We start from the raw sequence: 13,283 nt of genomic DNA on the forward strand, positions 1-13,283 counted from the left end.
TTATGCGCGGCCGACCGCGCGCCGCGCCGCCGTCACCGGCTGTCCGACGACGCCAGGCTCAGCAGCCCGTTGCTCTGCGCGTACTTGAACAGATCCGGATCCCGCTCCAGCCCGAGCTTGCGCATCGCGCTGGTTTTCTGCGTGCTGATCGTCTTCACGCTGCGGCTGAGCCGCTCGGAAATCTGCGTGATCGTGAGGCCGGACACGAACAGGCGCACCACCTCCAGTTCCCGCACCGACAGCTTCACGCCCGCCGACTGGCCGGGGGCGCCCTGATTCAGCGTGTCGAGCGCCGCCCACACCGACGGGCTGCTGTAAGGCACGCCGTTCATCACGTCGCGCACCGCCACGCCGACGTGCGCGAGTTCGTCGGACTTGCAGACGATACCGTTGACGCCCAGATCGACGAGCCGCGTCAGCAGCGCCGGATTCTCGAGCATCGTGAGCACGACGATCAGCAGATCGTCGAAGTGGCGCTGCAGGTAGCCGATCAGCTGCAGGCCATCGCCGAACTGGCCCCCCGGCATCGCGAGGTCGGTCACGACGACGTCGCAGCCGTTCGCGGCGGACGCATCGCCGAGACGCGCGACGAGTTCGGTCGAATCGCGCGCCTGCCCGATCACCTCGATGCCGGGATCGCGGGACAACGCGCGCTTCACGCCTTCGAGAATGACAGGATGGTCGTCGGCGATCAGTACCCTCGCCGTCACGGAAGGTTGCGGCGCGCTGCCCGCACTCATGTGCGCGCAGCCGGCACGCGGCAGGAAATCGTCGTCATTGGCCCTCTCGTTTTCAGTCTTTTCGCACGCCGTCAATGCCGTCCGGCGCGCATGGCCGCCCCGGTCCGCCGCCCGGCGCGTCGTTCATCGAACCCTAATGTTAGACTTGATCCATCGTCGGGAACACCTCCGCAACAACGAACAGCGCCGTGATCGCTCCGGCGCGCGTGACGGGAGAAGCGTCATATGCGTGTGGATCGCCAGATCGCCCCGCCTGCGCCGCCGCGCCGCGCCTGCCCGCTCGCGATCGCGGTCCTGTGCGCTGCCGGGCTCGCCAGCGCGGCCGCATGCGCCGACCCGGCGTTCACCGTCACGAGCGACGACCTGTCGCCCGGCGGCCGCGTCTCGGCGGCGCAGGCCTTCGACCGCGGCGACTGCAAGGGCGCGAACCACTCGCCGCAACTGTCGTGGCGCAACCCGCCCGCCGGCACGCGCAGTTTTGCGATCACGATGCTCGACCCCGACGCGCCCGGCCACGGCTGGTGGCACTGGGCCGTCGCCGGCATCCCGGCGACCGTCGCCAGCCTGCCCGGCGACGCCAGCGCCTCCGGCTATCTGCGGCGCGTCGGCGCGGCCGAAGCCCGCAACGACTTCGGTATCGACGGCTACGGCGGCCCCTGCCCGCCGCCCGGCAAGCCGCACCGCTACGTGATCACCGTCTATGCGCTGAAGGGCGCCGACCTGCGCGTCGGCCAGGGCCGCCCCGCGCCGATGTTCGAGCACGAGATCGGCACGCAGACGCTCGGCACCGCCCAACTCGTCGTCACCTACGGACAGTAGCCGCCGCCGCCGGCGCTTGGCGGCCATCGAGACCCGGCGCCCGATAAGGGGACTCGAGACGGGCTGCGGGCCGTCCTTTTTTTGCCTCGCGCGGTTACGGCCCGCCGCATGACGTCTTAGAATGGCGGTTTTCGGGCGTGAGAGCGCCGCGGCCCCGTTTCTGTGAGAGCGAAATGAGCACCAAAGTTTTTGTCGACGGCCAGGAAGGCACCACCGGCCTGAAGATCTTCGAATACCTGTCGGCACGCAGCGACATCGAAGTGCTGCGCATCGACGAAGCGAAGCGCAAGGACGTCGACGAGCGCCGCCGCCTGATCAACGCGTCGAACGTCACGTTCCTCTGCCTGCCCGACGCGGCGTCGCGCGAATCCGCGTCGCTCGTCGAGAATCCGGACACGACGCTGATCGACGCGAGCACCGCGTTCCGCACCAGCGCGGACTGGGCCTATGGCCTGCCGGAGTTGACGCGCGCGCAGCGTGAGCGCATCCGCACCGCAAAGCGCATCGCGGTGCCGGGCTGCCACGCATCGGCGTTCGTGCTGGGCATGCGCCCGCTGGTCGAAGCCGGCGTCGTCGCGCCGTCGTTCGCCGCGCACAGCTACTCGATCACCGGCTACAGCGGCGGCGGCAAGGCGATGATCGCCGACTACGAGAACAACCCCGCCGGCAAGCTCGCGAGCCCGCGCGCGTATGCGCTCGGCCTCGCGCACAAGCATCTGCCGGAAATGGCCGCGCACACCGGGCTTGCCACCCCGCCGATCTTCACGCCGATCGTCGGCCCGTTCTACAAGGGTCTCGCGGTGACGACCTACTTCACGCCCGGCCAGCTCGCGAAACGCGCGACGCCGCAGGACGTGCAGCGCATCCTCGCCGAGTATTACGCCGACGAAGCGTTCGTGCGCGTCGCGCCGTTCAATGCCGACGAGAACCTCGATTCGGGCTTCTTCGACGTACAGGCGAACAACGACACGAACCGCGTCGACCTGTTCGTGTTCGGCAACGAAGAGCGCTTCGTCACCGTCGCGCGCCTCGACAATCTCGGCAAGGGCGCGTCGGGCGCCGCGATCCAGTGCATGAACCTGAACATCGGCGCAGCCGAGGATACGGGCCTCAAGCGCTGACGTCGCGAATCGCGCACCACACAAGCCGGCCGATGGCCGGCTTTTTATTTGCCCGAAAATCCCATTCCCGGCATTTTGCGCGCGCATTCACGAATATTCACAAGCTTTCAATTCCCCGCGTTTTTCCAATTATCAGAAGATCCGATTTGCCATGTAAATCCCGAATAGGGATTTTCCGGATGCAGACGCCCGAAACCCCGCCGGCACTGGCTCCTCAGGCCACCACGCCGTGCCGGACACACCCGCCAACTCCGCCGCCGGGACGCATTTAAAACACCTTTTCCGTTTTAAATCTTACTCGACGCCAATTCCCAAAAGCGCGAATTTCTCCACCACCGTTTAAATCGACTTTTTTAGACGAATTCGTCAATTGACAGCAAAAAGCCGCGCGGCCAAATTAGCTCGCACAAATTAAACGATTGGAGACAGCGGCATGTCGCACGCCTTTTCGAAGGGGGTGGCAACGGCCTTTGCCATGGCCCCTTTGTCCGGCTCCGGTGGAGAGAAGGACACCGTCGCACCTGGTCCCGTCAATGTCTTCCGGTGTTTCGGCGCATGCCGTGACACGCGGGGAATCCCCGCCCGATTTCCACTCGTTCCCCGGCTTCGCTCAGGCCGGCGCCATGCTCGCGGACCTGCAACGCCCGGCCTGTAGCGCGCTCGCCCGTCGCGCCCGGCCGTCGAAACAGCTCAACACGGCGCACGGCACGGCGCCGGCAGCACACAAGCAAGAAGCGGCCGCCACAGAGACGGTCGCCACACAAGACACATTCTGGAGGAGCAACATGAAACGGAACCTCATTCTGGCGGCGGCCCTGAGCGCGCCTCTTCTTTCGGCTTGCGGTGGCGGCGACGGCGAAAACGCGACGCCGGTCGCGCTCGCCGCGGATCGCCTTTGCCCGGCCTCGCTCGACTACGGCACGGTCTTCACCGGCGGCGCGGGCAGCGGCGAGCTGGTCAAGCTGCAGCTCGACACGACCAGGATGACCTGGCAGGTCACCTACGTCGAATCAGCGATCCCGCGCACGACCGGCACCGTCACGCCGACGCGCGCCGGCACCGTCGACAGCGGCACGCTGACGCAGGAGACGTTGCTGCCGACCAACAAGCTGAACCAGTGTGCGTTCCGCCTCAACGGCGCCAGCCTCGACGCGAGCCGGCCGGCGCGGATCTTCGTCGGCTTCGGTGTCGCTGGCGGCACGATCCCCGGCAAGGAAATCCAGTTCGGCGGCGTGCTTGGGCTGGCTGCAGTGCCGGACACCCGGTTCCCGTACTACCCGTTCATCGGCTTCTCGTCGATCGAGACCAACCTCGCGAACGTCGCCGGCACCTACAGCCATCTCGGCTTCGACGAAGTGCCGTCGCAGAACTTCGCGCCGGCCTCGATCGACGCGAAGATCACGATCAACGCGAACGGCACGTGGAGCAAGTGCGACACGACCGGCCAGTATGCGAACACCTGCCGTCAGCCCGGCACGAACCTCGTGCAGTCGGCCGACGGCAGCGGCGCGTTCGAGACCGATCATTACCAGAGCCAGCTGAGACCCACGCTGTCGACGCTTCCAGAGGGCAAGGGCTTCATGATCGTCGGCAAGCTGCGCAACCAGCTCGTGCCGATTCTCGTGCGCACCGGCGTCGCGAACCCGAGTGCGGCACCCGACAGCAACGGCGTGCCGGGCCTGACCGCCGACGACGAATCGGGCATTTCGATTCTCGCGCCGCAAGCCGCGATCGCACTCGGTTCGCAAAACGGCGAGTACATCGGTGTCGACAGCCAGTTCAATTACCGCACCAACGCGCTGGTCAACAACCAGGCCACGCTGCTCGATCCGTTCCAGGCGTCGCAGGCATCGTCCGCGACCGCACTGAACCTCGACTACACGCAGACGGTACCGGGCACGGTCACGTCGACGCATGCCGGCGCGAGCAGCGCGACGGCGACCGGCAAGTTCATTTTCTCGGGTGGCATATTCGGCTTCCTCGACATGGCCAACGCGTCTTCGCCGTATTTCACGATCGGCGCGTTCGTGCAGTAACCGTCACGGGAGGCCACAACATGAAGAAGCTTCTCTGCGCGGCGGCCGGCGCTGCCGCGCTGGCGCCGCTCGCGTCGCACGCGCAAAGCGCGGGCAGCAACGTCGTCGCGCTCGGCTGGTTCCACGTGATGCCGGTGCAAAGCAGCACGCCGCTCACGACCAACGTCACGCCGCAGCCGATCAACACCCCGTTGCGGCTGCCGTCGTCGTTCACGTCGGCCGGCACGGGGCTGCGCACGAGCGGCGCGGACACCGTGGGCCTGACCATCAGCCACTTCCTGACGGACCATATCGCCGTCACGTCGGTGGCGGGCGTGCCGCCCGTGTTCAAGGTGTCGGCCAAGGGCACGATCCAGCCGCCCGGGCCGGCGGGCGCGCTGGGCACGCAGAACATCGGGCTCGGGTCGGTCAATCCGATCGTGAAGAGCGTGCGGCAATGGAGCCCGGCGGTGGTGTTGCAGTATTACTTCGCGCAGGCCACCGCGAAGTTCCGGCCCTTTCTCGGGATCGGCGTGTCGTACAACTGGTTCAGCGACCTGCAGCTCAACCCGAATTTCGTCAAGCAGACGCAGGAGAACCTCGGCGCGATCCTCGCGGCGGGTGCGGGCAAGCCGGGGCTGACGCAGGTGTCGGCGAAGGCATCGTCGTCCTGGCAGCCGGTGTTCAACGCGGGCCTTCAGTACAACATCACCGACCACTGGGGGCTCGTCGCATCGGTCACGTACATCCCGCTGAAGACGACGTCGACGGTGACGATCAAGGCGGCCGACGGATCGGTGCTCGCGGAGTCGAAATCGGACCTGAAGGCGGACCCGATCATCAGCTACGTCGCGATGTCATACAAGTTCTGATCCGGCGGCGGACGAGAAACGGGCAAAAAAAAGCCCGCCTGAAGAGGCGGGCTGAATCCATATCAGAGGAGACATGGAGGAGACAGGAGCAACTATACAGAATCGATTGTCGCAATGCAACATTTGCAGATAGAAAATCAGTATTTTCCCTCGAATCATCACTCGAATCTGCCGCCTCTTCTGGCCCCATCCGAATCAGTGACGAACGAGCGCCATCATCGCGCCAAAGCCGACGAACAGGCCGCCCGTCATGCGGTTGAAGGCCTTCGCGACGTTCTGGCTCTTCAGCGTCTCGCCGATGCGCGTGCCGAACGACGCATACACGAGATACCAGCTGACCTCGATCACAGCGAACGTAACGACGAGGATGCCGAACTGCGGCAGCGTCGGCGCAGACGCGTTGATGAATTGCGGCAGTAGCGCGGCAGCGAACAGGATCGCCTTCGGATTGCTGCCCGCAACGAGAAAACCGTTGCGAAACAGCGCCCAGCGCGACGCCGGCGCCACCGCGCGCAGCGCGGTTTCGGCTTCGCCGGTGGCGGGCGCCTCGTCGACGCGCGCACGCCACGCCTTCACGCCGAGATAGATCAGGTACGCGGCGCCGGCAAAGCGCAGCGCGTTGAACATCGCGGGCCACGCCTCGAGAAACACGCCAAGCCCGGCCGCGGACACCGACAGCATCAGCACCAGCGCGGTCAGGCAACCGGCCATCGTCGCCGACGAGCGCCTCAGCCCGTGACGCGCGCCATGCGTCATCACGAGCAGCATGTTCGGCCCGGGAATCGCCGACACCACGAACACCGTCGCCACGAAAAGCCACCAGGTATGCAAGCTCATTGCCGCCTCTGCCGCAAAAGGAATGAAAGGGAACTGCCATTATGCCGGGACAGGCGAGGGCGCGGGCTTGTCCCGCGCCCGCGCCGGCCGGCTCAGCGCCCGGCGCGGCGCGCCGCCACCTCGCCGAGCACCGCGAAATCCAGGTCGCCGCCGCCGTGCGCGAGCGCGTCGAGGAGACTGTCGCGCAGCACGCTCGCCACCGGCAGCGGCACCGACACCGCGTCGCCCGCCTCCAGTGCGAGCCGCACGTCCTTCAGGCCGAGCCGTGCCTTGAAGCGCGCGGGCTCGTAGCGCCGTTCGGCAATCATCGCGCCGTAACCTTCGTACACCGGCCCCGGAAATACGCTGTGAGTGATCACGTCGAGGAAATCGCGCATCGCAACACCGTGGCCGGCCAGCAGCGCGGACGCCTCGCCGAGCGTCTCGATGGCGGACGCCAGCGTGAAGTTCGCCGCGATCTTCACGGTATTCGCGTGCTGCGGCAGCGAGCCGAGCCGCCAGGTTTTCTGGCCGATCGCGTCGAACACCGGCTGCATCCGGTCGATCGCTTCCGCCGGGCCGGCCGCCATGATCGTCAGGCGCGCCGCCGCCGCGACGTCCGGCCGCCCCATCACCGGCGCGGCAACGTATTCGATGCCGCGCGCGGCATGCGCATGCGCGAGCGACTCGGCGAGCGCGACGGAAATCGTCGCCATGTTCACGTGAATCAGGCCGCGCGGCGCCTGCGAGAGCAACGCGTCGTCGAAGACCGCTCGCGTGGCGGCATCGTCGGCGAGCATCGACAGCACCGCATCGCCGCGAAACGCGCCGGCAGGCGTATCGACCGCCTGCGCGCCCATCCCGACCAGCGCGGCGAGCCGCTCGGGCGAACGATTCCAGACCCGTACGCGATGCCCGGCCTTCAGCAGATTGGCGGCAATCGCCTGCCCCATTTCACCCAGCCCGATAAACCCGAGATCCATCGCCTGCTCCTTTCTCGTAGGGAAGTCCGGAGTTAAGCACAGCTTTGCGTGATGTGCAGGCACCGCCACGGTTCCGGCGATGCGATACTGCGCCCATGACGACCGCGACTTTCCGTTTCCACGGCGAACTGAACGCGTTCCTCGCGCGCGCGTTGCGCGACCGCGCGTTTGCCCGTGCGTGCGCGCGCCAGGCGACCGTGAAACATATGGTCGAGGCGCTCGGCGTGCCGCACACCGAGGTCGGGCGTCTGCAGGTCAACGGCGCGCCGGCGCGATTCGACCGCCTGCTGGCGGACGGCGACCATGTCGACGTCTATCCCGAACGCGCCGCGCAACCGGCCGACGACCCGCCCGCGCCACCGCCGCCGGCGCACCGGGAATGGCGCTTCGTCGCCGACGCGCATCTGGGCGGTCTCGCGCAATTGCTGCGTCTGGCCGGATTCGACACCTGCTACGACAATCATTTCAGCGACGACGAGATCGCCGCGCTCGCCGAGCACGACGCCCGGATCGTGCTCACGCGGGATCGCGAGCTGCTCAAGCGACGCGCCGTCGCGCGCGGCTGCTATCTGCATGCGGTCAAGCCGGCCGCGCAACTGAGCGAACTGTTCGCGCGGCTCGATCTGGCGCCGCACATGCGGCCGTTCCGGTTGTGCCTGCGGTGCAACGTGCCGCTGCACCCTCTGCGCGCAGAAGATGCGGCGTCACGCGTGCCCGACGGCGTGTGGCGCCGCCATCAGCGCTTCGCGGCATGCGACGTCTGTCAGCGCGTGTTCTGGGAAGGGTCGCACTGGCGGCGCATGCACACGGTCGTCGAGGCGATGCGCGCGCTCGCGCCCGACGCCTGAAAAAAACAAACCCCGCATGCGGAAACATGCGGGGTTGCGACTTCCGGCCGGCAGCCCGGCCGCAGCAGCGCGTCTTACTGTTGCGCGCCCTTGTCGTTCGTGCCGGCGGCGGAAGCGGCAGCGGCCTTCGCCTTGCCCTTTGCCGAACCGTGTTGCTTCAGCTGGTGCTTCGGCTTGGTCTTGTCGTGCTTCATCGGTGCCGATGCGGCTGCCGGCGCTTCAGCAGCCGGTGCCGAAGCCTGCGCGAAAGCCGAAACCGAAGCCAGTGCGAAAGCGGCGGTCATGATCGAAGCGAGAGTCTTCTTCATTGTTTTTCCTTTAATAGGGAAATCAAATCAAACATACCGGTACGAAAGATGCGAGACGTACGCATCGGAGCGCCAGTCATGCCGATGCTTCCGGCGCCTGTCGGGCAGGACGGCGTCGCCATCCGTTCCCGCAGCCACTGACACACTGTCTCCATAACGCGTCGCCTTCGCGGTGAGTTGACAAGCCGCTTGCAACTTTCGCGCGGACGCACGAACGGCCGTGCGAAAAAAGCCGCGCGATCCGGCCTGCGCCGACATTATCGGTATGACGGAAGGCGCACGCGACCCGGCACGAATCCGGGTTGCGCCGACGGGCCGCCCGTGCTTTCGGCGCGGCGCGCTCGGCCGACGCCCCCCTGCCCGCTCGCGGCGAATCCGGCGAAGACGCATGGTTCCGGATGTGCAGTGGCGCGGCGCGACGGCAGGCGATGGAGAAATGTAAGTTGTCTTGACGATCACGAAGCGCTTTCGCAGTGCGCTACTTGGTCGTGGCGGGGATAGATAGCGGGCGACGGGGGCGCCAGGCGCTCCCGCACGGTGAAGCTGTGGCCGGACGCCAAATAAAAAGGGCCTAGCCATCGGCTAAGCCCTTGATTCTGTTGGTGGAGCGGATGAGGATCGAACTCACGACCTTCGCATTGCGAATGCGAAAAAGTCGACATTTCTTGAGATGGATTCGAGTTGATCAGATTCCGCAAACCATTGTATTTCAATGATTTTTTCTTACCAACCTTCCCGTTGATGTTGATCTACATCCCTTCATTGCCCCATAATCGGGTTACATGGCGGTTACATGAGATTGCCGGCTTACGGATATGGAGGTTAGGTGGCGAAGGTAAACTTCACTGCGGCTCGGGTAGAGGCGCATCGCTGCGAACAGGGTAAGTCGCAGTCGTTCCTCTGGGACATCATCCCCCAAGACGCCTATGCTTCGCCAAAGGTCAAGGGCATTCTCCCTCGCACCACCGCGAAGGACGATTGCCTGCAGCGCGAGCAACTGTCTGTTTGGTTTAGCGCGGTACGTGGTATCGCGAATCCAGTCATCAGCGCATACCTACAAGGGCTCCTGATCACCGGAGCCCGTCGGGAGGAGCTAGCCGCGTTGCGCTGGGAAGACGTGGACTTTCGGTGGCGGAGTCTGACGATGAACGACAAAGTGGAAGGCACCGGCGGTCGGACTATTCCGCTGACTCCGTATTTAGCGAGCCTATTGTCGAACCTTCAACGACTGAATGAAACCCCTCCCAATAAACGCCACGTCGCCCGTCTTGCACAAAGAGGCAACCAGTGGGAACCGTCCGAGTGGGTATTCGCCAGCAAGACTGCGGCAGACGGGAAGATTGCTGAGCCGCGTCACGCGCATAATCGCGCGTTGGCACCGACGGGTTTACCACACATCTCGCTCCACGGTCTGCGCCGATCATTCGGTACGCTTTCTGAGTGGGTCGAGGTTCCTGTCGGCGTCGTCGCCCAAATCCAAGGACATAAGCCATCGGCAATCGCCGAGAAACACTACCGGCGCCGCCCACTTGATCTGCTGCGAATGTGGCACGACAAGATCGAGTCTTGGATCTTGGATCAAGCGCAGATCAGGTTTGAGCCGCCGAAGTGACGCCAAGCGAACTGTCCGCCTTTTCACTCCCGGGCCAGTGGATCAATAGACCAATGCGCCCGGAAATGAGTTCGAGGTCTGGATGACAACCATCGGACTGCGCAATTCCTTTGGCGCGCGGCACTCGCTCCTTTCCCGAATTACCGCTGAAACACTTGCGCAACGCCCTGCTACCCCCGCGCCATCGTTTGGATTATCAGCGAAGATATGCCGCCCTCCGGAAGATCAACCCGCTTTTCTATTGGAGTTTGGTTGCCCCCGTCGCCGTTTTGCTTAACGGGAACACTGCCAAAAAATCGATTGATTAGTGACCGTGGGTGGCGTTTTTTCTCGCCGATCTGGAGCAACCCCAATTGGCCCGAGAAATGCATCGCTCCGGCAGACACAGTTCCTCGCGGCACGTCCTCTCGGCCAATATTGCGCCTACTGTACGTCCTAGTCGCAGTCACCTCCAGTAGCTCTTTGATCATCATCGACCACTGATCCGTCGACGATCCAAAGTGGACTAGTCGTCCATCCTTGCCGAGCAACATATCGCCGAGGCATTTCGACAGGGAACGAGACGCAGTTAAGTTAACAGCCGCCGGAGTGCCACTCCATGGACACTGATCGGCCCATTCAATATCCTCCGGATAGGCCTCACGAGCCAGTACCAACGAATATCGGGAGCCTTTTCCCTTTTCATTGATTTGTCGAAGCCCTGTTTTCAGTCCTCCGGTCACGAACTCGAAATTTGGCCAAGTCGTATACAACGTGAGTTGCGGATCTTTCGGATCTAGCTTATGCGTTCCGTCCACTGACATCTTCGCCTGTATGAGCATGGCTCGCGTGGCGTCTGATCTCCCCTCTGAGTGTCGATGCACCACGAGGAGGTCGGCGAGTTCAACGCGCCCATTTGGATAATCAAATTCGACCTGCGGATGCCCGTGACAGAAGACACCTGCGACCTGGACGTCAATTCCTTTTCCGCCAAGAACTTTGCGCCATCGCTCCTCTAGCAAGGGAACGCCGTCCGTCACCAGTGTCGCCACGAAATCCTCTTCTCTTGCGGCTTTTTTTGCGAGATCGTGTGCACGCGCGTGGGAGCGCCAGATAGATGAATTCGCTCCAGAGTACAAACTTTCAACCTCTACGTTCTCTAGTCTCTTCACAATGGACATTGTCCTGTTTTCCTATTCTCTATCGGGTTCGTCAGCTTATGCTTTCATCTAGATTTTTGGAACAATTGCCGACAGTCGGATTCGGCTCCGTCAATGCCGACCAAGCAAAGCTCTGACGCCTAGCGCATTAGTTGCAAGAATATAATCACTGCGACAACACAACTCGGATACGAGATCACTTTGAAAGGTTTTTGCCAAAGCGAGAACCGGGTTTTCGATTCCAAGACCTGATAGATTGGGCGCAAGGCAAACATTAGGAAAGTGGGGGGAAGGCGCCGGCACAGTGCCATCTATGTGCCATGTGTCTTCCACCGGGCCGAAAAATTACGCTGCTAGTAGTCCCAACGCCTCTTCAGCAGCTGTATCCGGAGTCGCTCCACAGAGAATAGAGGATCGAACTCCAGACCGTAATGAAGCAAACTGCCCACCACATTAAGCGGCTAAGATGCCCCCAAAAGTGCCCCCAATCATGCTCTCCTGCGCACTTATGGTCCATTTCCCGTCACATCACCGTGGACAAATGGCACGCTTCCGCGTACTGCTCAGATCTTGGCCGTCAACCGGAAATTCCACCAACCCAAGCGCAGGCGATTCCGCTCAACACCGCGACGGTCGACACCTACTTTTCGCTGGATAGCGCAGCACTGTAGATGCAACTGCGCAGATGATCAACAGCGTCATATAACGACTTGCACGCTTCGACCCGTCCCTTTGAAACAATTAGCGTGCCGTCAGCCGTCGCCGCAACTCTTCGACAACCTCGCGAATCACCCGGACATCTCTGACATCTGCGGCCATCAACTCCGAGTTATTCTTGATCTTCCGTTGATAGATGAATGCAACCGTCCGCAGGTTCTCTATAGATGATGCCGTCACCCCTTGCGATTCGACCATTTTCGCGACAGCGAAACAGTCTTCGATAGTTCGCAACCCACCGCGATACCCATCGTACGTCAGGCAGAACGGTTCAAGCAGTTCATATGGCGCTCCCGGAGGCGGAAGCATCTCAATCTTAAGCGCTTGGTCAACAATCAGTTCGTTACCCGGTGATGGAATGCTGAAGCCCGATGCCGGCGGCGGCAGATTTTCGTCGTCCGCTGGAAAAAAGTCCAAACCACCATAAAACGCTGGCAATCGATCGTGCTCAGCGCGCCCCAGCACTTCAGTAAACCACCCCGCGTACATCCAATCCTGGCCTAAACCCGCTACCGCGACTTCTGGGAATCGCGCAACGAACTTATTTGCCAAGCAGCGAGCATCATCAACATCCGTGTCTGTCCAGCCGAAGAATTTCTTCCCGTCATCAGAAGTGTACGACGGCCATCTCTCTGTATCCTTCGGCGTCCACCCATCAGCAGTCGTTTCACCAGCCGGCACGATATGCAAGCGCCACTCGCCACCGGTTACCGAGCGACCAGCGCAAATACGGAGTCTTTGATATCCAACCTTGTGCAGTTCATGAACCATCGATAGCAGCCTGGTTGCCCGCCTTACGACTGGGTCACTCGAAGATGACGTTGAGACAGTTGCACGCCACCCTACCGGGCCACCGTCGTGAGATCGCGCCTGGACCGAAGCGATGGCTCGGTCACTGAATCAAAAGCCGATATCAGCGTATAGCCGAATGTACTTCTTCCCGTCAATGCCGTCCGGCCGGTCTTCCACCGGTAGCAAGTCGATTGTCACACGCCTTTTGGACGGAAGGCCGTCATGGTTCACTGCTCAAGTGAACCGTAAGCGTGTCCCCAACCGGCCACGCTTACCATGAGCTAGCACTTACAACGTCTGCTCGTGCGCTGCTGCCAACGACCACGCGACCTGCTGCGGGCGAACCTTGGCGCTGGGTGCTCACGATCTAACATGCGCTGTCCGAGCTGCCGGTAGCATATAGGAATGTGCGAGAATCGTTGCGTCCATGCCTCAAAGACGGCTCCGCGTTATTACGAAATAATTACAATGAGCCCTTGATCCATTGGCTAATAAAAGTTA

At 62.8% G+C, this 13,283-nt stretch carries 11 protein-coding genes, 1 tRNA gene and 1 pseudogene; 6 read left to right on the top strand and 7 right to left on the bottom strand.

Annotation, left to right across the window (positions count from 1 at the left end; translation table 11 throughout):
• Window positions 1–32: 32 nt before the first annotated feature.
• Window positions 33–740 (bottom strand): response regulator, encoded by a 708-nt coding sequence (locus tag LIG30_RS13285; protein WP_051995018.1) that lies wholly within the window; start codon window positions 738–740, stop codon window positions 33–35.
• 225 nt (window positions 741–965) lie between these two features.
• Here LIG30_RS13285 and LIG30_RS13290 point away from each other — a divergent pair, with 225 nt between their 5' ends.
• The 4 genes from LIG30_RS13290 (at window position 966) to LIG30_RS13305 (ending at window position 5,567) form a co-directional block, all read left to right on the top strand.
• A complete protein-coding gene (locus tag LIG30_RS13290) occupies window positions 966–1,559 on the top strand; it encodes a YbhB/YbcL family Raf kinase inhibitor-like protein (RefSeq protein ID WP_038712895.1) in 594 nt (197 codons plus the stop codon).
• 173 nt (window positions 1,560–1,732) lie between these two features.
• Window positions 1,733–2,680, top strand: a complete 948-nt coding sequence (argC, locus tag LIG30_RS13295; protein ID WP_038712897.1) for an N-acetyl-gamma-glutamyl-phosphate reductase — start codon at window positions 1,733–1,735, stop codon at window positions 2,678–2,680.
• Between the two features lie 785 nt (window positions 2,681–3,465).
• Window positions 3,466–4,716 (top strand): DUF2957 domain-containing protein, encoded by a 1,251-nt coding sequence (locus LIG30_RS13300; protein WP_038712899.1) that lies wholly within the window; start codon window positions 3,466–3,468, stop codon window positions 4,714–4,716.
• A 20-nt stretch (window positions 4,717–4,736) separates the two neighbouring features.
• The gene (locus tag LIG30_RS13305; protein WP_038712900.1) at window positions 4,737–5,567 is read left to right on the top strand and encodes an OmpW/AlkL family protein; all 831 of its coding nucleotides are present in this window, start codon (window positions 4,737–4,739) and stop codon (window positions 5,565–5,567) included.
• Between the two features lie 195 nt (window positions 5,568–5,762).
• Here LIG30_RS13305 and LIG30_RS13310 read toward each other — a convergent pair whose 3' ends face one another.
• Complete coding sequence (locus LIG30_RS13310) at window positions 5,763–6,404, bottom strand: LysE family translocator (protein ID WP_038712902.1); 642 nt, start codon at window positions 6,402–6,404, stop codon at window positions 5,763–5,765.
• Window positions 6,405–6,496: 92 nt separating this feature from the next.
• The gene (locus LIG30_RS13315; protein WP_268760701.1) at window positions 6,497–7,408 is read right to left on the bottom strand and encodes an NAD(P)-dependent oxidoreductase; all 912 of its coding nucleotides are present in this window, start codon (window positions 7,406–7,408) and stop codon (window positions 6,497–6,499) included.
• Window positions 7,409–7,461: 53 nt separating this feature from the next.
• Here LIG30_RS13315 and LIG30_RS13320 point away from each other — a divergent pair, with 53 nt between their 5' ends.
• Window positions 7,462–8,214, top strand: coding sequence for a Mut7-C RNAse domain-containing protein (locus tag LIG30_RS13320; RefSeq protein ID WP_038712906.1), 753 nt, complete (start codon window positions 7,462–7,464; stop codon window positions 8,212–8,214).
• Between the two features lie 74 nt (window positions 8,215–8,288).
• On the opposite strand, the gene LIG30_RS13325 is transcribed toward LIG30_RS13320, so the two are convergent.
• On the bottom strand, window positions 8,289–8,522 hold the full coding sequence (locus LIG30_RS13325; RefSeq protein WP_038712907.1) for a hypothetical protein: 234 nt from the start codon (window positions 8,520–8,522) through the stop codon (window positions 8,289–8,291).
• 600 nt (window positions 8,523–9,122) lie between these two features.
• Window positions 9,123–9,258 (bottom strand) — tRNA-Ser (locus LIG30_RS26290).
• Between the two features lie 171 nt (window positions 9,259–9,429).
• On the opposite strand from LIG30_RS26290, the pseudogene LIG30_RS13330 reads away from it, so the two are divergent.
• Window positions 9,430–10,134, top strand: a pseudogene (locus tag LIG30_RS13330) (tyrosine-type recombinase/integrase); the annotation flags it as partial.
• A gap of 170 nt (window positions 10,135–10,304) precedes the next feature.
• On the opposite strand, the gene LIG30_RS26295 reads toward LIG30_RS13330, so the two are convergent.
• Complete coding sequence (locus LIG30_RS26295) at window positions 10,305–11,294, bottom strand: hypothetical protein (RefSeq protein WP_152986084.1); 990 nt, start codon at window positions 11,292–11,294, stop codon at window positions 10,305–10,307.
• Window positions 11,295–12,014: 720 nt separating this feature from the next.
• Window positions 12,015–12,761 (bottom strand): hypothetical protein, encoded by a 747-nt coding sequence (locus LIG30_RS26300; protein ID WP_152986085.1) that lies wholly within the window; start codon window positions 12,759–12,761, stop codon window positions 12,015–12,017.
• Between the last annotated feature and the right edge of the window lie 522 nt (window positions 12,762–13,283).

Origin of the sequence: Burkholderia sp. lig30 (assembly GCF_000687455.2) — a bacterium.
Taxonomy (GTDB): Bacteria; Pseudomonadota; Gammaproteobacteria; order Burkholderiales; family Burkholderiaceae; genus Burkholderia.

Excerpts from the sequence above, each read along its gene's own strand:
- LIG30_RS13310 (WP_038712902.1), bottom strand. The coding sequence starts at position 6,404 with ATGAGCTTGCATACCTGGTGGCTTTTCGTGGCGACGGTGTTCGTGGTG.
- LIG30_RS13320 (WP_038712906.1), top strand. The coding sequence starts at position 7,462 with ATGACGACCGCGACTTTCCGTTTCCACGGCGAACTGAACGCGTTCCTC.
- LIG30_RS13290 (WP_038712895.1), top strand. The coding sequence starts at position 966 with ATGCGTGTGGATCGCCAGATCGCCCCGCCTGCGCCGCCGCGCCGCGCC.
- argC (WP_038712897.1), top strand. The coding sequence starts at position 1,733 with ATGAGCACCAAAGTTTTTGTCGACGGCCAGGAAGGCACCACCGGCCTG.
- LIG30_RS26295 (WP_152986084.1), bottom strand. The coding sequence starts at position 11,294 with ATGTCCATTGTGAAGAGACTAGAGAACGTAGAGGTTGAAAGTTTGTAC.
- LIG30_RS13285 (WP_051995018.1), bottom strand. The coding sequence starts at position 740 with ATGAGTGCGGGCAGCGCGCCGCAACCTTCCGTGACGGCGAGGGTACTG.
- LIG30_RS13305 (WP_038712900.1), top strand. The coding sequence starts at position 4,737 with ATGAAGAAGCTTCTCTGCGCGGCGGCCGGCGCTGCCGCGCTGGCGCCG.
- LIG30_RS26300 (WP_152986085.1), bottom strand. The coding sequence starts at position 12,761 with ATGGTTCATGAACTGCACAAGGTTGGATATCAAAGACTCCGTATTTGC.
- LIG30_RS13325 (WP_038712907.1), bottom strand. The coding sequence starts at position 8,522 with ATGAAGAAGACTCTCGCTTCGATCATGACCGCCGCTTTCGCACTGGCT.
- LIG30_RS13300 (WP_038712899.1), top strand. The coding sequence starts at position 3,466 with ATGAAACGGAACCTCATTCTGGCGGCGGCCCTGAGCGCGCCTCTTCTT.